The sequence below is a fragment of the Spirulina sp. LEGE 11439 genome, assembly GCF_059821285.1.
In genome coordinates this window covers 108,359-129,657 of record NZ_JCAMRX010000010.1, presented here as the reverse complement: position 1 = coordinate 129,657, position 21,299 = coordinate 108,359, and the positions used below count along the sequence as shown (strand labels likewise).

General features: G+C 44.4%; 14 protein-coding genes. 11 read left to right on the top strand and 3 right to left on the bottom strand.

All coding sequences use genetic code 11. The annotated features are described in order from the left end of the window. Positions 1-516 precede the first annotated feature (516 nt). From AC6RV6_RS09850 to AC6RV6_RS09820, 7 genes are all read left to right on the top strand, one after another. The gene (locus AC6RV6_RS09850) at positions 517-1,974 is read left to right on the top strand and encodes a class I adenylate-forming enzyme family protein (protein ID WP_500240667.1); all 1,458 of its coding nucleotides are present in this window, start codon (positions 517-519) and stop codon (positions 1,972-1,974) included. Positions 1,975-2,135: 161 nt separating this feature from the next. Further along, positions 2,136-2,420, top strand: coding sequence for an acyl carrier protein (locus tag AC6RV6_RS09845; protein ID WP_500240666.1), 285 nt, complete (start codon positions 2,136-2,138; stop codon positions 2,418-2,420). 67 nt (positions 2,421-2,487) lie between these two features. After that, positions 2,488-3,780 carry a coproporphyrinogen-III oxidase family protein gene (locus AC6RV6_RS09840; protein WP_500240665.1) on the top strand — a complete coding sequence of 431 codons (1,293 nt, stop codon included), beginning with the start codon at positions 2,488-2,490 and terminating at the stop codon, positions 3,778-3,780. A gap of 66 nt (positions 3,781-3,846) precedes the next feature. After that, positions 3,847-5,193, top strand: coding sequence for an alkyl sulfatase dimerization domain-containing protein (locus AC6RV6_RS09835; protein WP_500240664.1), 1,347 nt, complete (start codon positions 3,847-3,849; stop codon positions 5,191-5,193). 52 nt (positions 5,194-5,245) lie between these two features. Then, complete coding sequence (locus AC6RV6_RS09830; RefSeq protein WP_500240663.1) at positions 5,246-6,604, top strand: flippase; 1,359 nt, start codon at positions 5,246-5,248, stop codon at positions 6,602-6,604. Positions 6,605-6,806: 202 nt separating this feature from the next. Beyond that, a complete protein-coding gene (locus AC6RV6_RS09825; protein WP_500240662.1) occupies positions 6,807-7,880 on the top strand; it encodes a formylglycine-generating enzyme family protein in 1,074 nt (357 codons plus the stop codon). A 202-nt stretch (positions 7,881-8,082) separates the two neighbouring features. Then, entirely contained in the window at positions 8,083-9,762 is a 1,680-nt protein-coding gene (locus tag AC6RV6_RS09820) for an arylsulfatase (protein WP_500240661.1), read from the top strand. Positions 9,763-9,828: 66 nt separating this feature from the next. Here AC6RV6_RS09820 and AC6RV6_RS09815 read toward each other — a convergent pair whose 3' ends face one another. Further along, positions 9,829-11,829 carry a TolC family protein gene (locus AC6RV6_RS09815; RefSeq protein ID WP_500240660.1) on the bottom strand — a complete coding sequence of 667 codons (2,001 nt, stop codon included), beginning with the start codon at positions 11,827-11,829 and terminating at the stop codon, positions 9,829-9,831. Between the two features lie 186 nt (positions 11,830-12,015). On the opposite strand from AC6RV6_RS09815, the gene AC6RV6_RS09810 reads away from it, so the two are divergent. After that, a complete protein-coding gene (locus AC6RV6_RS09810; protein ID WP_500240659.1) occupies positions 12,016-13,725 on the top strand; it encodes an EAL domain-containing response regulator in 1,710 nt (569 codons plus the stop codon). A gap of 133 nt (positions 13,726-13,858) precedes the next feature. After that, entirely contained in the window at positions 13,859-14,128 is a 270-nt protein-coding gene (locus tag AC6RV6_RS09805) for a hypothetical protein (protein WP_500240658.1), read from the top strand. Between the two features lie 462 nt (positions 14,129-14,590). Here AC6RV6_RS09805 and AC6RV6_RS09800 read toward each other — a convergent pair whose 3' ends face one another. Together AC6RV6_RS09800 and AC6RV6_RS09795 are read right to left on the bottom strand one after the other, a co-directional pair. Further along, positions 14,591-16,819 (bottom strand): iron uptake porin, encoded by a 2,229-nt coding sequence (locus AC6RV6_RS09800; protein WP_500240657.1) that lies wholly within the window; start codon positions 16,817-16,819, stop codon positions 14,591-14,593. A 282-nt stretch (positions 16,820-17,101) separates the two neighbouring features. Continuing rightward, positions 17,102-18,529, bottom strand: a complete 1,428-nt coding sequence (locus AC6RV6_RS09795; RefSeq protein WP_500240656.1) for a sensor histidine kinase — start codon at positions 18,527-18,529, stop codon at positions 17,102-17,104. A gap of 79 nt (positions 18,530-18,608) precedes the next feature. On the opposite strand from AC6RV6_RS09795, the gene AC6RV6_RS09790 reads away from it, so the two are divergent. Beyond that, on the top strand, positions 18,609-19,250 hold the full coding sequence (locus AC6RV6_RS09790) for a hypothetical protein (RefSeq protein ID WP_500240655.1): 642 nt from the start codon (positions 18,609-18,611) through the stop codon (positions 19,248-19,250). A 95-nt stretch (positions 19,251-19,345) separates the two neighbouring features. Next, on the top strand, positions 19,346-21,271 hold the full coding sequence (locus AC6RV6_RS09785) for a cation:proton antiporter (RefSeq protein ID WP_500240654.1): 1,926 nt from the start codon (positions 19,346-19,348) through the stop codon (positions 21,269-21,271). Positions 21,272-21,299 lie beyond the last annotated feature (28 nt).

The window sequence follows — 21,299 nt, the reverse complement described above, 5'->3', positions numbered from 1 at the left end:
CGCATTGAGATAGGGGTTCTCATTCCTTGCAATTTGTGAGAAAAAATATCGCTAAAAGAGATGATTCCTTGTTTGAGTACGACTTTAAACAAAAGAGATAAACACATAAAGTTTTTTCTCTCCAGTATCATTGCTCTTTTTGAGCATTTACAATTCTTTATGAAAATAATGGGTACAAAATCATGTTGAGTATGTTTAGCTAGGGATATAACGACATTTGGTGTTAAAGCAATCAGACATTTCTCTTAAATGTCACCTCTATTATTTGCTGTTTTAGCACTGAATGCTCTTGTCTTAATTTGTGGATTCATTGAAACATAGTATTCAAAGGATAAACTAAGAACGACTTCCTTAGAATAATCATATTAAAACAAGCAAGAGTCTTTATTTTGTGAGACAAAAAGAGTTGTTTAACAGCAAATAAATGTTATTCATTGCCTCATTTTGTCCGGTCAGAAAAACTGACGTTGCTTTTGATAACGTTACTTTTTTACAGCATTGCTTTTTAATAGCGTAATGAAATTTGTCAACAATTCTTTGCCACCTAGAGTGCTGACAGATGGGCAATTGACTCATTCCTACTCGGAACTCCCGGAAACCTTTAAGAAACTCGATCGCTTCTTTAGCAAATATAAAATCGATCGCGGCTATCGGCTGGCCTTGGAGTGCGTCAATTCAGTTCCCAGTGCTTTAGTCTTACTCTATCTATTCGAGCGAGATTATAGTTTTCTCTTGTTCCCCAAGGCGGCCAATGCTTCTGAGGAAAATAAGCCAGAAATTCCAGCATTCTGTCGTTACGGACTGCGGATTCATGAGGTAGCGGAGGCAGAAAATGCAATACTGTCTCAGCCCGATCGCTTCTTGCAAATTTGGGAAAGCGATCGTTGGGAAGCGGAAAGCTCTTCTACAACCGAGACGACTCCTACCCTCTACGTGCGAACTTCAGGAAGTACGGGGAATCCTAAACTGGTGGCTCATTCTCATACCAAATTGCGACACAATGTTCTGAACTGTGTCAAGCGATTGCAGCTTGAGGGTAGCGATCGCATTGCCATTCCCGTGCCTATTTTTCACATGTACGGGTTAGGTGCCGCATTTTTACCTGGAGTCATGGCCGGTGCCGCCATCGACTTGCAAAAAGGGGCTAATTTATTGCGATATCTGCAACGGGAACGAGAATTCAATCCCAATGTTGCCTTTATGACCCCCATTTTTTGCGAAACCCTCTTGCGGGGTCGCCGCTCGCCAAGACCTTATAAATTAACCGTTGCAGCCGGCGATCGCGTGCGAGAAGATACCTTTAGACAATATAACGAGCGTTTCGGTTGCTTGGTGAAATTATACGGCAGCACGGAAATGGGCGCGATCGCGGCGGGCAGCCCCGAAGATTCTGGGGAAGTTCGCTCTCGTACCGTCGGGCAGCCCATGCCGGGGGTACAAATGCACCTAGAGGCAAAATCCCTTGCAGAAGTGACAGACATGGAAGGAGCAGGAGAACTATGGTGTCAGCATGACTGCGGTTTTGAGGGTTATGTTGATGAGAAAGGACATCCTCTCGCTTTAGAAAAAAACGATTGGTTTTGCACCAAAGATTTCGGTCGGATCTGGCAAGATGGACTAGAAGTTATCGGTCGCTGCGACCATAGCGTCAACCGTAACGGTCTTCTCGTTTTCTTTACCGATGTCGAGAAAGCGATCGAAAGCCTTGAAACAATTGACAAAGTTGTGGTTGTTTCGAAAGGGGAAAGTCAGCGCGGAAAAAAACTATTTGCTTATTGTATCCCCGCGAAAGATGCAACCATCAAAAATTCTTCCCCAGTTTCTGACTCGGAGATTCGTTCTCATTGTTTCGCTCTATTACCAAGACATGCAATTCCCGATGAGATTATCCTAGAAAAAACTTTACCCTTGTTGCCTAATGGTAAAGTAGATCGCCAAAAATTAACCCAAAGATTGCCTGAAGAGACGCTTTAACAAGGCAATATTAAAAATCTGTTACAATCCTATCGCCATGAACAAAAACTTGTTATAAAGAAGCCGAGTTAATTTTTTTTCGGCAAATCGAATCGCAGTTTAAACCCTCGCGATCGCAGTAAAAGCAACCCAATTCAAAGCAGGAGCATTAAAGAATCATCATGAGTCAAGCAATCATTGAAAAACTTAAAGTCATCATTGCCGATGACCTCGATGTCAATTTTAAAAAGGAGGAAATTGACGAAAATGTCTCTTTATTTGAAGGAGGATTGGGATTGGATTCTATCGTGATCGTAGAATTAATTTCTCTGATAGAAGAAAAGTTTGAGATTGAATTTTCTGATATGGAACTCAATCCGGAATACTTTAGCAGTTTGCGTATTTTATCTGAGTTTGTTTCTCAAAAATTAGCATCCCGAGAAAAAGCCGTGGAATCCGTCAGGTAAAACCGAGAAAACGCTAACTTGTGTCTAGCTCTATCACTCATTACCCATTACTCATTACTCAACGCTCATGATTGCCATTGCCGACCCCAAAAGCAAGCTCGATGTCCAACGAATTCCCTTAACTCCTAACTATCCACCGTTTAAAAAATGGAAGCGATCGGCGATTGAGGATAAATTACAAGATCGGCCAATTTGTCTTTATTTACATATTCCGTTTTGTACGCAACGGTGTTCTTTTTGCTATTACAAAACCGTCGATCTCAAGGAGCGTCCCGAGGTAACACCTTATGTTGACGCATTATGTCAAGAAATCAAATTGGTTAGCGATCGCTTCGATCTGGGAAATCGTCCTATTCACGCCATTTATTTTGGCGGTGGAACTCCCAGCTTGCTACAAGAACATCATTTTGAAAAATTGGTCGGGACGTTGCGAGAAACATTCAAACAATTCGACAACCGCCAACAATTGGCACTGGAAGCGGAACCTTTAACCATTTCCAAAAGCAAACTGGAAACCCTCGCCCAATTAGGCGTAACTCGCTTGAGTATGGGGATTCAATCTTTTGTGGAAGATATTATTAAATTAAGCGGTCGCGGTCACGATCGCAAACAGGCTTATCGTGCTATTGAAATGGCTCAAAAAGCAGGTCAAGGAAAATGGACGATTAATATCGACTTGTTAAGCGGTTTGGCCGGGGAAACCGATGAAACTTGGCAAAAGAGCGTTGAGTGTGCCATTAAAACGGGAGTTGAGAGCATTACTGTTTATCAGATGGAAGCCTTTGCCAATACAGATGTTTACAAGCAAGGGGTACGGGAAGAAAAGATTAATTTACCCGATACCGAACAGGAAAAAGGTTTCATGGAATATGCAATGGGAGAATTGTCTCGCCAGAATTATATTCCTTGGAGTTTCTTTACCTACACGAAGAATAATAGCGATCGCAGCGAATACATTTACAACATTTGGCAGGGAATGGAGTTTTACGGGTTGGGAGTCTCTGCATTTGGCAGCATGGACGGCTTCCTTCTCCAAAATACCAGCGACCTCGATAAATATGGTGAAATCGTTCAGTCTGGAGAACTCCCTCTCGTGCGCGGCTATCAATTTACCGCTCAAGATCTCATGGTTCGCGATATTTTGTTGGGGATGAAATTATTGCGTTTTGACCTGAATAAGTTTAAAGCTCAATATGGCTTTAAATTAGAATCTCTCTGCGCTGAACCTTTGAACAAACTAGAAAATGAAGGATTTATTGCGATCGGAAATGGTGAAGTAACCCTCACAGACAAAGGCATTTTACATGGAGATTTTGTCGGGCATACCGTATCGGAATATTTGAGAAAGCTGCATAATTAAATCAAAAAATATCAGGGTAGCTTATTCTAGGCTACCCTATTGTTTTCTCTTTTCTCAAAATTGGCTATGAACTTTGCATTCGGTCGCAATGCGATCGCAAATACCTTCAAGATTCTAAGTTTATTGGGGTTATTGTTTTTCCTCATTAATAGCTCTCCTATTTTAGCAGAAAATTTAACCCATTCTCATCAAGAATGTCAGCCAAAAATTATTGAGGTAACATCCGGCGTTTATGTTGCCGTAGGAAATACGAGGGCGCATATTACCCTAATTGAAGGTGATGGGGGCGCAATTATTGTCGATACAGGAGATAATATTGAAGCCGCACAAAGAGTTTTTGCTCAATTCCGAGAAGTTACCCAAAAACCGATTAAAGCTATTATTTATACGCATTCTCATTACGATCATATCGGCGGGACTCGGGCTTTTATCGCTGGCGATCGCCCTGCTATTTACGCAAGAGCTAATTTCCAAGAAGGAGGAGTAAGAGATAGCCAACTCCAGCAAATCGATCGCTATAGAACCGATCTTCAACATGGTGCCTTTATCGATCTTAAGCAAATTATCTCTCTCAACAAAACATGGTGTAAATTTCCCCTCAAGAATGTTGGTAATGGATTTATTCCCCCGACTCATCGATTTACAGCCGAAAGATTGTCCTTAAATATTGCAGGAATTGCTTTAGAATTAGTCGCGGCTCCCGGAGAAACTGACGATCATCTTTATGTTTGGCTGCCCGAGAAGAAAGTATTATTATGTGGAGACAATTTTTATCGCGCTTTTCCCAATCTTTATTCAATCCGAGGCTCTTATCGAGATATCGAACAATGGGTTCGCAGCCTTGATAAAATCATTGCTGAAGTACCAGAATACCTCATTTCCGGTCATTCTTTACCCATAACAGGGACTGAAAACATTCAACACATTCTGAGTGATTATCGACAAGGAATGGCCTCTATTTTCGAGCAAACTCTTGCTGGTATAAATCGCGGTTTAACTCCCGATGAATTGGTTGAAGTTGTAAAATTACCACCAGAATTAGCAACCAAACCTTATCTTCAGGAGATTTATGGCACTGTTCCTTGGACGGTGCGAGGAATTTATGGTCACTATTTAGGCTGGTTTGACGGTAATCCTACTCATTTATTTCCCTTGTCAACCGTAGAAAATGCAACTCGAATTGCTCGACTCGTAGGAGGAAAAGAACAACTTTGGCAAGCAACTCAAAAATCTTTTACTTCGCGAGATTATCAATGGACATTACAACTTGTAGATTATCTCATTGCATTAAAATTTCGTAGCGAAGAAGCCAAACACTTGAAAGTTCAAACCTTAAAAATTCTCGCAGAACAACAAATGAGTATCAATGCCAAACATTACTATTTATCAACTGCTCGACAATTAGAGATGTAGAGCAGTAAATACCTATCTTTCCCAGATATATTATTACAAACACTTAGTTTATATGGCTGAATATACTTTCTCTCCAACTTCAAAAACTGTCCGTTTAGATGTTCTGGCAAAAGAGGCCTCGATCGCTTTAATTATTAAAGCATCGGGATTAATTTTAATTTACCTGTTACAAATCTTTCTCGCTCGCTGGATGGGAAGAACAGAATATGGAATTTATGAATATGTTCTTGCTTGGTCATTACTATTAGCGATTCCCGCGAGTTTGGGGCTTCCTCGCACAGTCATGCGATCGGTTTCAGAATATCGCGTTAAACAGGAATGGGGGTTAGCGAGAGGGATTATTCGCGGGAGTTTGTTCCTAACCTTAGGAGCAAGTGTGCTGTTATGTGGCATTGCGATCGCTGTCATTCTCTTCATTAATTCTTATTATAATTCTCCCTATGCTCTGCCTTTATTAATTGGCATTGGCTTAATTCCTCTCCAAGCACTAGTCCAATTACAACTGGAAACAACACGAGCATTAGAAGATATTATTAGTGCCTACCTTCCCTATTTAGTAATTTGGCCGATTCTGGTTCTTTGTGGAGGATTTTTGCTTTTAGAAATTAACCATGAAGTTAAAAGCATTCCCATGCTTGGTGTCGCTATCTCCGCTTTAGCAATTATTCTCATTTTTCAAAGATTATTGTTATGGGAAAGAATTAAGCAAACCCTGAAACCCGCTCTGACTGTTTACGCTTATCGCCAATGGATTGAGATTTCTCTGGTTTTATTGTTACAACGTGCCTTTCTCTATATCTTAGATGAAACTGATATTATTATGGTGGGTTCTTTGGTCGGTCCGGAAGCCGCAGGAGTTTATAATGTTGCCGTCAAAACAGCCTTGTGGGTCGGCTTTATTTTAGAAATTACCATCATTGTTGCCGCTCCTGCTTTTGCCATGCTTCATACGCAAAAGAATATGGCAGAATTGCAACGAGTCGTTTCTCGCGTAACGGTTTGGATTTTCTGGCCGTCTATGGCGATCGGTTCATTCTTACTCATTTTTACGGCTCCCGTTTTGAGTATTTTTGGTGCAGAGTTCATGCCAGCAATTTCTCCTCTGAAGGTTCTGGTTTTGGGTCGTTTAGTAGACTCCCTTTGTGGTACTGTAGCTTGTTTGATGGTCATGACAGGACATCAAAATAAATCCTTACCCGTGTTTGCTTTTAGTGCGCTACTCAACTTGGGGCTAAATGCGATCGCTATTCCTAAATTTGGTATGGTTGGGGCAGCCATGACCACCAGTTTTACCCTCGTCGTTTGGAATATCTGGTTGAGTATTCTTGCTGTTAAATATATTGGCGTACAGCCTTCAATTTTTTATAGCTTCTTCAATTTAGAAACCTCTGAAGAACCGAAACAAAAATAAAGTAACTGAAGATCGCCGCATGAGAAAAAAATCTGGAAACATCAAGAAATCTTGTTAAATCAAAGCCAAAAAACTGAGCGATCGCCCGAGCGAAAAAATTGAAATTTTATCTAAGTTACGGTAAAATACTTCCACATCTTTGAGAAGAGTTTCTCTAAACAAAAGCTCAAGTAATGATTCTCAATTTATCAGTTCAGAAAAAATGCTGAAAACAAAAACCAAAAAGATTTTACTGGCTTGTGTATTGGGCGGATTAGCTGCAATACTACTTCTGCACCAAGGCTTAACATTATTGAAGAGACCTCAACTTTTTCAAGCACAACGCCTTTGGGGTCAAGAAACTGAGATCGTTGCCAATAGAGAAGGGAACAGTCACTGTTCTCAAGACATGGTATGGATTAAAGGCGGAACCTTCCAAATGGGATCCGAAAAGCATTACAGAGAAGAAAAAGGAATCGCTAAAGTTAAAGTCACAGATTTTTGTATCGACCAATATGAAATAACGAATTCCCAATTTGCCCAATTTGTCAAAGAAACAGGATATCTTACTCTCGCCGAACGTCCTCTGAGTGCCGAAGAATTCCCCAATCTTTCCGAAGAACAGCGATCGCCTGGTTCGATCGTCTTTATTCCTCCAGTCGGCAAACAACAAGTGAGAGAATTAAGCTGGTGGCATTGGGTGCCTGGAGCAGATTGGCAGCACCCCACCGGGCCGAGTAGCAATATCGAACAAAAAGATAATTACCCCGTCGTCCAGATTGCTTATGAGGACGCGATCGCCTATGCTGAGTGGGCGGGTAAATCCTTACCTACAGAAGCTCAGTGGGAATTTGCCGCTCGGGGTGGACTCAAAGAGAAAGAGTTTACTTGGGGCAATACCTATTCTGCCCAAAAAGCCAATACTTGGCAGGGAATATTCCCCTATCAAAATACAGAGGAAGATGGCTATTTAAGTAGCGCTCCCATTGGTTCTTTTGCTCCCAATAATTACGACCTTTATGACATGGCCGGTAATGTTTGGGAATGGACGCAAGACTGGTATCGTATAGGTCATCACCATAAGACCTCTCAAATCGATCCCATTGTCTCTAACCCAGAAGATAGCTTCGATCCGCGAGAACCCGGTGCAGCCAAGCACGTCATCAAAGGCGGATCCTATCTATGCGCCCAAAACTATTGCAGTCGTTATCGTCCGGCAGCTCGAGAAGCCCAAGCTCCCGATACAGGGACTTCACATATTGGCTTTCGCTTAGCGACCGTGCCTGCGAATAGTTAAATCAAATTACGTTAAAGCGAGCGCACTGGTTGCGATGGGTAAAATTTTCTTAAGATCAAATTGACTGATTACCTAATTTAACTGTTAAGAAAACTTTACTAATCTTGATCTAATTAAGATTGAAAGTACAATGCCGTTAAATAGGTCTCAAGTCACCTCAATTCAATTGTAAATTTTTGATTGCGTCAATCAATATTGCATTATGTACCGAAGAATTTCCCGTTTTCTAATTGTAGTTGGAATTGGTGCTTTGGGTTTTGTTGGGTTTTCCTCTCTCCGAGAAACAGCAGAAGCTCAAGTTAGCGGCAGAAAGCGTCCCAATATTCTTTTTATCATTGCCGATGATATGGGATATTCCGATCTGGGCGTATTTGGAGGAGAACTGCCCACCCCCAACTTGGATGCCCTTGCCAAACAGGGCATGATGTTAACCAACTTTCACACCGGTCCGACTTGTTCCCCAAGCCGTTCGATGATTTTGACAGGAGTGGACAATCATCGCGCCGGTTTGGGAACGATGCCCGATCGCATCACCGACGACCAGCGAGGCAGTCCGGCTTATCAAGGGATTCTCAACGATGATGTCGTGACTGTGGCAACCTTACTCAAAGATGCTGGCTACCACACCTATATGACCGGGAAATGGCACCTCGGAGAAGACGAGAAGCGTCTGAGACCGAACGGTCGCGGTTTTGAAGAGAGCTTTGCCATCTTAGAGGGTGGTGCCGATCACTACGGTCGGGTTGGATTCGGTCCGGGAGCCGAGTCTAATTACGCTCGCAATGGAGAAATTGTCGATCCCCCCGATGATTTTTATACCACCAAAACTTATACCGATATGATGATTGAATTCATCGAAAAAAATCGGAATACCAACAAGCCTTTCTTTGGCTATCTCGCTCATACGGCTCCTCACGAACCCCTGCAAGTTCCCCCGCAATACCATCAGAAATACCTTGCCCAATACAGTGCGGGTTGGGATGAACTCCGAAAAGCACGCTTCGAGCGTCAAAAAGAATTGGGAATTATTCCAGACTATTTGGAATTGCCCCCGCGTTGGTCAACCGTTGAAGCGTGGAATAGTCTGAGTTCGGACCAGCGCCGCATCGAAATTAAGAAAATGGCCGTGTATGCCGGTATGGTTGAATACATGGACGCACAGATCGCACGATTGGTGGATTACCTGAAAGAGATTGGTGAGTATGAAAATACTATCATCATCTACTTTACGGATAATGGCGCAAGCTGGCGCGATTTTTCCTCCCTACCAGATTGGAAAGAATGGCTCGGCGAGATCGGTTACAGCAATAGCTACGAAAATATCGGCAATCCCAACTCTTTCACGGGTTTGGGTTACGGTTGGGCGCAGGTGATGACTACACCTCACTGGGGTGCAAAAGGAACAATGGCCGAAGGAGGAACTCGCGGTCATTTCTTCGTTCACTACCCCGGAAAAGTCAGGATCGGCCAAAATAGCGCTTTCACTTCTGTGAAAGATTTAGCTCCGACAGCATTAGACTATGCTGGCGTGGCCGAACCCGGTACGAGCTATAAAGGCCGAACAATCCATCCCATCGAAGGCAAATCCATGCGTCCTTTGTTTGAAGGTTTGGCAGAGCGACTCTATGGGGACAACGAGCCGATCGCGTTTGAACTCTTTGGTACTGTCAATAAAGCTCTGTATCTGGGAGATTGGAAAATCCTCCGATTGGGAGATGGTGTTTGGGGGGATGGCGAGCGAGAACCTTGGAAACTGTTCAATCTCGGCATCGATCCCACCGAACAACACGATTTATCCCAACAATATCCCGATCTGTTGGAAAAAATGGTGGAAATGTACGAACAGGAAGAAAAAGGTTGGGGTTTTATTCCAGTTAGGTAGTTCACGGAATCATAATTAATTTTTGTAGGGGCGTTCAATACTTGAACGCCCCTATCGCGATCTTTATTACGGCAAATCGAAGAGGCGATTGTCGGGAACATTGCTGACAGCACGTTGCAGGGCAGCAAGAGCGCGATTATAACCCACTGTCGCCGTGAGTAAATTGCCTCGCGATCGCGTCAATTCCGTTTGCGCGTCAATGACCTCGGTTTGAGTTCCCACCCCTGCCTGAAAGCGCAAGCGAGCCAATCGCAAACTCTCTTCGGCCAATTGCACCGCCACGATCGCGGTTTTGATATTTTCATCGCTGGCTCTCAGGTTTTCGTAGGCTTCCTCGACTTCAACCCGGATGCTCTTGCGCTGCTGCTCAAAATTGGCTTCGGCAATTTCAATATCGATTTCCTCCTGCCGACTATTGGCTTTGGCGGCTCCGCCATCAAACAGAGTCCATGAGAGGGTTGCCCCGATCGCATAGCCATCGGCGAATCCTTCCCCAAAGCTGAGAATATTGGCCACATTATAGTTAGCAAAGAGGCTCACTTGCGGTCGGAGAACAGAAAGGGCAACTTGGCGTTGTTGTTCGTCAATCTCGCGCTGTACCAACTGCTGTTCTAACTCTGCGCGATTGCGATAGGAGAGAATAATGGTCTCCTCTAAGGATAAATTCCAGTCCCCCACGCGCTCGATCGTATCGGCGATAGTTACTTCAACCTGTTCCCCCAAGGCTAAAACTTGCACCAATTGACGCTTGGCAATTCTGCGATCGGCGCGAGCATTGACTAAATTTTGTTGGCTGTTGGCCAGATCCACTTGCGCTCGCAAAACGTCGAATCGCGTTCCCAAACCGGCTCGTTCTAGCAGTTCTGCATCCCGTAGGGTTTGCTTGGCCGCATCCACGGCAGCTTGTTCGATGCCTACTGTCGCATCAGCTTGTTGCAAAGCATAGTAAGCATTGGCTGTATTGAGGCGCAAGACCTCCGCGACTCGTTCGACCTCTAATTGATTGAAACGCACGGTTTCTTCGGCTTGGCGAATTTGGGCGGGACGAGAGCCACCGTCGTAGAGGGTGTAACTTAATTGCAAGGTTCCATCAACTAAATCTGTAGTCGTGTCGCTGGTGGAGGCGCTCAAGCCTCGATTGGTTAAGCGACGATTGGAGAGTTCGGTGGTGGCAGAATCCGTGCGACTGACGTTAATTTCGGCACTGAGGGTGGGAAAGTTGGCGGCTAGAGCTTGTCGCAGGGCTGCATCGGCTTTTTCTAGGTTGAGCCAAGCAATGCGCCAATCTTGATTATTGCGCCGAGCTAAAGCGATCGCTTGCTCTAAAGTAATGGGCTGAGAAAGATCGATGGTGACTTCATCGGGTTCTGTGGGAAACAGCAAGGGATTGCCACTGGGATTGAGATTTTCGGGGGGAGGGATGATTTGACGACCTCGGGGGGATGATTCTTCGGGAGCAAGCAGAGGGGCAACATCTTCGAAAACTTCCTCAGCTTCTTCAATGACTGAATCCTCATCTTCGGGATCGCCTTCTTCTCGGGGAGAGGAGTCGACATCTTGCGCTTGTGCGGTTTGTGAAGGGAGAAAAGTTTGGGTCAGGTCTTCGGTAAGTTCGAGAGGAAACTCCGGGATGTCAGCTTCCCACGATAAATCGAAGGGAGTAGAAGAATCTATCACAGATTCCAACATTGCGTTTCTGCGAGATTCAGTCTCGGTTAAAGTGATATCGATCGCCTCTAATCTCTCGATATCCTCTACATCTGATTCCGCTTCATTCGCGATCGTCAAGACAGTGCTGGGATTTCCTGTCTTCTCCAAAACAGCGCTCTCGTGACGAAGAGACAAAGGTTCTCCTTCTGTCTTGGAGCTTGAGTCTTTTTTGGGTTTTTCCGTTATTGCTGACGGAGAAAAATCCCTCGAAAAATTTGCCTCTGAAGGAAGGTGATGCTCTGATGGATGAAGAGAGCGCTCCGTCGCCAGCGATTCTTGGGACATCGCTTGGACTCCATAGCCGCAAGCTAAGACTGCTCCGGCACTCACAACCACTAAATGACGAAAAACTAACATTAAATTTACCGATTCTGTTTTTACGCGTATAAGACAAAGGAAGATTTAAGATTCAATTGTAAAGCGATCGCAACACAAGGTTAAGCCTACAGGAAATTCCGCTCTACTCATAACTTACTCGATGCGATCGGTTAACCTAAAATCAGAGCAAGCTCCTCCACCCTTCTCGACTGCTCTCAAATGGGCATGACTAAAATTCTCGTGATTGAAGATGATAAGAACGTCCGAGACAATCTTCTCGACGTTCTCATCCTTGAAGGATACGAACTGACAGCCACTCCTAATGGTCGCCAAGGACTGCAACTGGCACAAGCAGAATCTCCCGATCTCATTCTCTGCGATCTGGTCGTTCCAGAATTGAATGGGTATGAGATTTTGCAATCCATTCGTCAAGATGTGGATTTGGCAACAGTACCGTTTATCTTTTTAACGGGTAAAGTTGAAAAAGAATATTTTCGCCAAGGCATGGAGTTGGGTGCCGATGATTATCTCACTAAGCCTTTTTCCCTCTCAGAATTGCTCGGGGCGATAAAAACCCAACTCGGGAAGCAAGAACGCTTGAGCGATCGCCTCCGACACGCAGAGCATCAAATTGATTATCTCCTTCATCACGATCCCCTCGTCCAATTGCCCAATAAGCTGTCTTTGCAAAAATGGTTAGCTGAGTCTGATACGAAGGAGATAGAGACTGAGGCGATCGCACTGTGTATTCTCTCTCTCGATTGCTTCGATCGCCTCCAGAAAACTTGGCATCATCACGCCATCGAGGCAATCTTGCAATCTGTGGCTCGACGATTGCAATGCGATCGTTCAGACTCCATTCATCTCGCTTATTTTAATCTCAATCAATTTGTTTTTCTACTCCACAATTGCGATGTTCGCAAATTTGCTTGCGGGATTTTAGATAATTTTTATCGGCCTTTTTTCCTTCGCGATCGGGAAATTCTGCTAACGGCCAGTATGGGAATTGCGATCGGCGATCGCACTCCTTGGGATTTAGACGATTTACTCGCTCGCGCCGAAATTGCCAAAAATCATGCTTTGCAACAAGGTGGCAATCAATATCAATATTATACTCCGAAACTCTATCTAAATTCTCTCGAACATTCGTTTTTAGAAACGCATTTAGGCTATGCCTTAAAAAGACAAGAATTGCAAGTTTACTATCAGCCTCAAATCAGCTTAGAAAGTGGAAAAATTATTGGAATGGAAGCCTTGATGCGCTGGTTTCATCCGCAAAAAGGGGTAATCTCTCCCGAACAATTTATTCCGGTTGCTGAGGATTTAGGTTTCATTATTGAGATGGGAGAATGGATTTTACAAACGGCTTGTTTACAAGTCAAAGATTGGCAAGAAAAATATCAAAAAGACTTTGCTCTCGCGGTTAATTTATCTGTGCGTCAATTGCAAGATGTCCATTTCTGCGATCGCCTACACCGAGTCTTACAACAAACTCAATTTTCTCCCACTCTCCTCGAATTGGAATTAACTGAAAGTATTTTGGTGGAGAATATTCACTTAACCCAACAAAAAATTAATGAATTAAAATCCCTTGGCATTGCCATTGCCATTGATGATTTTGGCACGGGATATGGCTCGTTAAGTTATTTGCAACAATTTAGTTTTGATATTGTTAAGATCGATCGCTGTTTTATTCGAGATTTAGATCGCAATACCACCAATGCAGCAATTGTGACAACAATCGTAGAAATGGCCAGAAAACTGAACTGTCGTGCGATCGCTGAAGGAGTCTCGACGGAAGCCGATTTGCATTTTCTCAAGCAGCAACACTGTTATGCCAGTCAGGGGTATTTCTTTAGTCCACCTCTTCCTCCTTCAGAATTTGCAGCTTTACTCGACCGGGGGGGCGTTTTTCCCCTGCCCAAGTTCGTTTAGTTGCTCTCCTCAAATATTACGATATATTGAGATATGTTGCGGAATGAGAGGACTGAATTGCCAGAACCGCAAAGGGGGTGGTAATGTCTGAAAAGTATTGCTAAGGTACTGCATTCTCAAGGGGGAGAGAAAATTGAACTTACCAAAAAGTTTACAAAAAAATCACGAGCCAAAAGAATTATTTTGTGAAGATATTAGCGAGTATGTTGCTGACTTACAACTTCACATGACTTTACAAGCCAAAAATCTCGTCCCCTCTTTTCCTGAAGGGAAAACCTCAGACAGTCTTTCGGGAAATAATGCGACAAATCTCGCTGATAGCCGAGTGCAATTACTCTGCGAAACTCAAGCCAATATGGAAAAATTGGTCTCTCGTCAAGAAATTTTGTCTTGTCGCCTTTAATGAAGCATTAGTAGCGTACAGTAAGTAGCGTGCAGTAAAGCGATCGTCAGCCCATCAGAACAAAATGAGGTCTGGCGATCGCTTTATCTCTTCTCTTTTTTTCTCAAAATTAGCTCAAAGTTGGGTTAAATTTTTTTAATTTTGCGATCGCGAGTCAAATTATCCCTCTTCTGTCAAATCGGGGTGAAACGTTGATTTTTCGTTGGCTGTGATGGCGGAAATTCGTTGAAATTCCCCAGAGTGACAAAACAAGGATTGGAGGCGGGGTATTACTAACTCAGCATTGTCAAGGCGATCGCTTGGCTTGGGTTGCGGGGTTGCTCTTAATTGGCTTAGGGATTTATGAAGGTATTTAGATCGATCGCTATTCGTCAAGCATAGCGTTAGAAGTTTTAATGGCAATAGTGGTGAGAATCCCTCGCTTGAGGACAAAGTATCAAGCGAGGGAAGTGGCTTTTGCAATTAGAACGTAAACGTCGTCCGGATCGCGCCAATGGTAATCGTATCGTTGGCTGTATTCTGCAACGGATTCATAATCAAAATAACACCGGGAGTGATACTCAAATAATCCGTCACTTTGATACGATAAAACGCTTCGAGATGATAGGTGCGTCCCGGTTGACCGCCTCCGGGAGCCGTGAGGATCTCCCCATTAGAGAAGAAACTGGGAACGTTACGCGCTTGGATATTATTGGCGTTATCGGCTGCCGCCATCGTACTGCTAATAATACGCGGTGGTTGTCCGAAATAGAGTCCCAATAAATTTCCTTCACCCCCCAGATCGTTAAAGTTGAGGAATGCCATCCAATTAATGGTTTCCACAATACCGTCGGCTGGCACATAATCCGATGCCGTGTAACCAAACCAACTGCCAAAAGTGATTTCGGGAATGATGCGCCATTCCATACCGATACCAAGGGCATTGGTCGTGATGGGCGCTCGCAGGTTGACACTGGTACTGGAGTTATTGCCGATAACTTGGCGATCGTCCCCGAGGGAAGTGTTCAAAAAGCCGAAGGGAGAATAAGCGTTGATGTACTGTAGGGTGACATCCATATCATCGGAGGGAGAAACCACCAATTGAAACCCAAAACTCGTCGAAGCCAGATCGCCGCCAAATAAACTCCCATTGGCCCCATCTGCAAGAAAATCCGCCGCATAGACCCCTTGTAAGCTCAAACTATTATTAATTTGCCAGTCAAACCCGATACCGCTATCGCCGTTACCAATAGCGAGAATGGGGTTGCGTTGAGCAAAACGAGAAATCGGACCGCTTCCCGCACTTTCAACGCGGTTGGTTCCCCGGAAAACGTTAACGGGGGACATTCCTTTTGGCCCCACCATTAGGGCGAGATTATCCGTGACAAGATGGCGATAGTTCAGGTCGCTTAAGCGAAAATCGTTATCGTTGTCCCCTTCAAAGGCCAAGCCGACATAATTAAATAGAGATTGGGTGCTTGCAGTAACAGTACTGCCGTCTCCACTCTGAAAACTGAGGAGCAAGAGGCTGCGAGGGCTGAATTGGGTAAAAAGGCTGAGTTGAACGTTATTAATGAGGGTAGTTTCTGTATCTTGATCGATAAAGGTATTACCCGCCAAAGTATAGTTATTGTTGGCGCTGCGTGCCGTTAGCCCGATTACAGCCTGTCCGAAGAGTTTGGTTGTGGTGGAAAAGGCATGATCTTCGAGAAATTGTACCCGCGCTTCCATCGTATCGACTTCGCTGCCGATTTTTGCGAGTTCTTCTTCAAATTCTCGCATGAGGCGCTCTAGCACGGCCAGATCGTCCTTGGTGGCGAGATCGCTGGTGGCTTCGGCTAGAAGTCGCTCGATTTGTTGCAAACAAGCGTTTAAGCCGGCAGCAAATTCATAGCGGGTCAGGGCGCGATCGCCTCTAAAGGTGCCGTTGGGATATCCTGCCAAACAACCGTAGCGTTGGATGAGGTCGCTCAAGGCTTGAAATGCCCAGTCTCCCGGGGAAATATCTCGCAACTCGAAGACATCGTTAATTTGTGCCATCGGATCGACGAGATCGAGGGTTTCCTCGGGAAGGACGGCGAGGGAGGGTACTTTTTCGGGAGGGGTTGCCGCGATCGCGCTGTCTTCTGGGCTATCTGATGCGATCGCGCTAGCATCCGATTCGGTACTGGCTGCAACGGTTAATTCCTGTACTTGCAGTTGAGAATCGATCGGGAGGGAGTCATCGAAACCCGATTCTAATAGGGCAGATCGAGTCAGAGGGTGTAAGGGAATGCCTTGAGACGTTGCGGCTAAGACCGAGCGATCGGGCAAGTTTTCAGCAGATGAGGGAGCATTGGCCAAAACGATTACGTCGGTCTCTTGGGTTTCCTCGGGCAGCATTGCCATTGAGGTAAGACTGGAGACGGGGACGTTAGACCTAAGTAAGGTTTCTTCGGCGCTCACCTCCGGCTTTTTCTCTTCCAAGTGAGGGAGAGCAAAGGGACTTTGAGAATTAAGAGCTAGAAACAAGGAAGAATCTTGACTCGGATCGAAAGTTGCAACGGTTTTATCAATTGTTTCATCAGTCAATAAAATTTGCTGGGGAGCTTCCAAAGTGGAGTTTTCGGAAGAGACGATCGCTAAAGCTACGGTAGAATCAGCTAAAATACTTAAAGTAGTTAGCAATAATGCCGAAGATAGCGTTTTTTCTAAATTACCTTGGGATTTCACGAGATACTGACTCCTCAAAACACCAGTAAATAGCAGAAGGTTTTCAACTCTTCTGCCTTATCATTCTACGCATTTTCAGCGATCGCGATCGGTTAATTCTTGGAAAAGCATTGGGATATTGCCGCAAAACCCCTTGTTTTCTCGGCTTTCATCCTCGATACGAAGGAAAAATAAAGAATTGTATTTTTTCTTTGTTCAAAATAAATAATAATGCTTGTCAACCTCGCTCTTTTCTATCTCAGAAACAAGAAATCCACAATTTCAAGACCATAAACTCAGTATTTAATTGACATTTTCTTGATGGGAAACTTGCAAGGGAATTGCGATCGTAAATTCCGTTCCTTGACCAAGGGTCGAGACACATTCTAAACGTCCCTGATGTTTCTGGACAATAATTTCATAACTAATAGATAATCCCAATCCCGTTCCTTTACCGAGAGGTTTTGTTGTAAAAAATGATGTAAAGATTTTTTCTTGAATCTCGGCAGGAATTCCACTCGCATTATCGCGAATAGAAATGTTAAGCCAATTTCCATCTCTTCTCGTTTGTAACCAAATTTTGGGCGAGATATTTTCACGATCGGATTGCAGGGAAGAGCCTGTATATTTTTCTTCTAGCGCATCAATGGCATTACTGAGTAAATTCATAAAAACTTGGTTGAGAAGACCGCCGTAACAGAAAATGCGATCGGGTAAATTACCATAGTTTTTCTCAATTTCGATGGTTGGCTTATTGGCTTTTGCTTGCAAGCGACTCTTTAAAATTGTCAAGGTAGAATCCAAGCCTTCATGAAGATTAACCCAATTCATGCAATCATCATCAAGATGAGAAAAATTACTCAAAGATTTAACAATTTTATGGATGCGTTCCGTTCCTAATTTCATTGATGATAAAACTTTGGGGAAATCTTCCTTGAGAAAATCCAAATCGATTTCTTCGATAAAGTCTGCGATCGCGTCAACGGGTTCGGGATAATAGTCTTGATAAAGGTGCAGTAAATGCAGTAAGTCGTCAGCATATTGACGTGCAGGAACGATGTTTCCACAGGTGAAACCCACAGGATTCTTGATTTCATGGGCAATTCCGACGACTAACTCTCCTAAACTGGATAATCTTTCTCTTTGCCTTAATTGGTTTTCTGCTGTTGCCAATTTCAAGTTAATTTGTTGCAGTTTTTCTGACTGTTCTCTATATTTTATCTCTAGTTCTTGTCCGGCAATTTCTATTTGTTTTTGCTGGGTAATATCCGTTAAAAATCCTTCATAATATAGGGAATTTTCTTGCTCATCGCGAACAATGTTCCCTGTTTCAGAAATCCAGATTATTTCGCGATCGCATCGATAAATTTTCGCTTCAAAACGTTCGACAATTCCTCGCGTATTAATTAAGTCTTGTAAATGGCGATACTGTTGTCCTGTCACATAAATCTGTTCTTCTCGTTCTGAAAAAGTCTCTAGAAATGCTGCGGGAGAATCGCAACCATAGATCCTTGCAAAAGTTTGATTGACCCAAAGATAACGACCCGCAATTGTCATTCTAAAAATACCAATTGCGGCACGATCCAATAGATCGAGATCGTCTCGTGCGAGGAATGGGGAATTATCGAGAGAGCGGGCTGATTTTTGTTCGGGCTGTTTGCTGTCTTGATGTAATTGTCCTTCCGACGAGGGAGTTCGTCCGAGGAAGCCAGATTCTTCTGGAATCAACATTTTTCTAATTGCATTGCATTTGTATTATCTACTTCTATTGTTGTGTTACCAACAGAATTTGAGAGTGATACCTATCTCGATGGCAGAATATAGCGCTCACTTCATTGATGCGATCGCGATCGCAGGCTCGGAGCGATCGCTCGGCGATTTAACAACGACGAAAGAATTATGCGTTTACGACAAAATGGAAGATTTTTCTCTCGTCCTGTCCCTTAAAATGAACAGAGGAAGTTTTATTGCAGCTTCAGGAGCGATTATGTCCGAATCCAATGCAAACAACGAAGCCCAAAAATCCGCAACGCCAACCGTAGAGGTGAGCGAGGAAACGAAGGCTCTTGTCGAAAAGAAAATGCCCGATGAGTCTGATGATATTAAATATCATACGATGGCTCTCATCGAAGCAATTAAAAAACAGGCAGAGACAAGCCTCGAGTCGGCGGGGGAGATCGGTCGTGAAAATTACACCAATACCCTGCGTCAAGCTCAAACCACATTAAAAAATACAGGGCTTCTCTTTGATGAACAATGGGAATCCCTCGATCAAACCATTCGAGGTTTGGAAGATACGGCCACCAAAAATTGGGAATCATTGCTGAATGATATGAAAAAATGGGGCGATCGCCTCGATCGCGCGGTGAATGAAGCATGGAAAATTCTCACCGAACCCGAAGAAGCCCCGTCAGACCCTCCATCAGATTCTGATACTCCCCCCGAATCTTAAATCTGAAGCCACGGGACAAGAAAAATCTCCCTCTTTCCCGTTGTGCAATGCTCCATTCGTTTGCCCTAATTCTCCGAATCTGTTCGCGATCGCCTATGGTTGTTTTCTTGGTGTTATCGATCCTCGGTTTGAGTGCGATCGCTCCCAAAATCCCTCCCATTCCTTACATGATGGGATTAGTCGCGATGGGTTTGGGACTGGGAATTCTTTCGCAAAACAGCGAGCAATTTGCTTTCGGGGCAACCTTGATGGCACTTCCTTCAAGAACTTCTCTTTTATTTCTGCCTCTACTGGTTGCTTGTCCGGCCTTTCGTCTGGAAAGTCGCTTATTAATGCAATATCTTTCCCCCGTATTGTTGTTGGGGATTTTGGGGGGATTTGTATCTGCCGCGATCGCGGGGGGCGTTTTTGCTATTTTTGCCCCTTTAACACTATCGGGAGCAATATTACTGGGTATCCTGCTGTCGATGGTGGATTTAACCCCCGCGATCGCCCTCTTGCAGAAAAAAGGATGTTCTCAACGACTGCAAATCCTCTGGGGTGGAGAAAGTCTCTTCAACAATGCAATGACGATCGTTTTGTTTGGACTGCTGGGGGAAATTCTCACTTCGGGGGAATACGGACGCGGAATCGGGCAGTTTTTGGGAGCGTGGCCGATAGGTATTATCCTCGGCAGTATTGCCGGGGGACTAGCTTGTTATCTCTTACAACGATGGCGCGAGAATCTTCTCTTACAAGGCACAATTGCGGCGATCGCGTTGTATGGGGCATTTTTTACGGCGGCTGCCCTGTATCCGGGGTCAGAGGCGATCGCGGTCATCGCAATGGCGATGGTATTGCGGTGGACGTTAAGCACTCGCTTAAAACAGAAGCATTTCCAGAAACTGGAAAGAGTCGTGCAGGGCATGGGAAGTCTTGCTCAAAGCTGGCTCTTTCTCCTGCTGGGATTAACCTTAGCCCAGTTGCCACGACAAGTTTACGGGAGTTCCCGAGCTTGGCTGTGGCTGGGGGGTGCGATCGTCCTCGTTGCGATCGCTCGGGCGATCGTGGTTTTTGCTTTGATGCCCGTTGCTAATTTTTTGCGAGATTCTACCCCCTTCTCTTTTTCAGAACAATTGGTGGGGTTATGGGGAGGAATGCGAGGAATTGTCGCCCTAGCACTGGTATTGAGTTGGGACGCACAGGGAGACGATCGCGATCTGGCTATTTTCTTAACCTTTGGAGTCACCTTAGTTCTCGGTTTGGTTTCCGAGGGAACGATGGCACAATTCTGGTATCGTTTGGGCTTAACACCGCCTCCTTTGGCTGCTCAGTTACAAACAGCAACTGCTTCTCTCGCAGCCAAACGTCACACCCTCGAAGGACTTTTCGATCTCGACGATATTGAATCTCTCTCCCGTGCGGCGATCGAGTGTGTCAAGCAAGAATATCGCGAGGAAGTCTATCATGCAGAAGATACTTTGGCGCAGTTGTGGACTCAGACCCGCATCGATCCGGTTCTATTTCAACAAATTCTCTGGTTGCAAGCACTGGCAATGGAGGAGACAGGGTATTGTCAATTTTATGAGGATGGTTTGCTCTCGGAGTTGGCGTTTATTAAATTAAAGTTGCGAATGGACTTAAAACGAGATGCTGTTCTAGCGGGATTTATTCCCCCTCCTTTTTATCTCGTTCGCAATACCGACACTAAAGTTCAGCGCTGGTTTGCGCGTTTTTTGGGGATAATTTCTTTGAATGCTAAATTTGCCTCGCAACAAGGCGATCGCGTCTCGACAGCGAAATACGAAGCCGATGGCGCGATCGCCTATACTTGCAAACAAGTGGCTTTAAATTTTCATCGCCTTGTGGAAGATAGCGGCTTTGGCTTGATGGCGGCGAAAAGTTGTGCCAAAGTTTACGAAGAAGATAGTTTAGTAGCTTGGCAGAGTTTAGAAGCGATCGCCTCGCGCAACCCCGATTTTACTGCCCGCAAGCAACAAGAAGCCATTCGCCGCACCATTCGCTTGTTAGATGAATATTAGTGATAACTGATAACTGATAACTGAAAAA

Excerpts from the sequence above, each read along its gene's own strand:
- AC6RV6_RS09850 (WP_500240667.1), top strand. The coding sequence starts at position 517 with ATGAAATTTGTCAACAATTCTTTGCCACCTAGAGTGCTGACAGATGGG.
- AC6RV6_RS09845 (WP_500240666.1), top strand. The coding sequence starts at position 2,136 with ATGAGTCAAGCAATCATTGAAAAACTTAAAGTCATCATTGCCGATGAC.
- AC6RV6_RS09840 (WP_500240665.1), top strand. The coding sequence starts at position 2,488 with ATGATTGCCATTGCCGACCCCAAAAGCAAGCTCGATGTCCAACGAATT.
- AC6RV6_RS09835 (WP_500240664.1), top strand. The coding sequence starts at position 3,847 with ATGAACTTTGCATTCGGTCGCAATGCGATCGCAAATACCTTCAAGATT.
- AC6RV6_RS09830 (WP_500240663.1), top strand. The coding sequence starts at position 5,246 with ATGGCTGAATATACTTTCTCTCCAACTTCAAAAACTGTCCGTTTAGAT.
- AC6RV6_RS09825 (WP_500240662.1), top strand. The coding sequence starts at position 6,807 with ATGCTGAAAACAAAAACCAAAAAGATTTTACTGGCTTGTGTATTGGGC.
- AC6RV6_RS09820 (WP_500240661.1), top strand. The coding sequence starts at position 8,083 with ATGTACCGAAGAATTTCCCGTTTTCTAATTGTAGTTGGAATTGGTGCT.
- AC6RV6_RS09815 (WP_500240660.1), bottom strand. The coding sequence starts at position 11,829 with ATGTTAGTTTTTCGTCATTTAGTGGTTGTGAGTGCCGGAGCAGTCTTA.
- AC6RV6_RS09810 (WP_500240659.1), top strand. The coding sequence starts at position 12,016 with ATGACTAAAATTCTCGTGATTGAAGATGATAAGAACGTCCGAGACAAT.
- AC6RV6_RS09795 (WP_500240656.1), bottom strand. The coding sequence starts at position 18,529 with ATGTTGATTCCAGAAGAATCTGGCTTCCTCGGACGAACTCCCTCGTCG.
- AC6RV6_RS09790 (WP_500240655.1), top strand. The coding sequence starts at position 18,609 with ATGGCAGAATATAGCGCTCACTTCATTGATGCGATCGCGATCGCAGGC.
- AC6RV6_RS09785 (WP_500240654.1), top strand. The coding sequence starts at position 19,346 with ATGGTTGTTTTCTTGGTGTTATCGATCCTCGGTTTGAGTGCGATCGCT.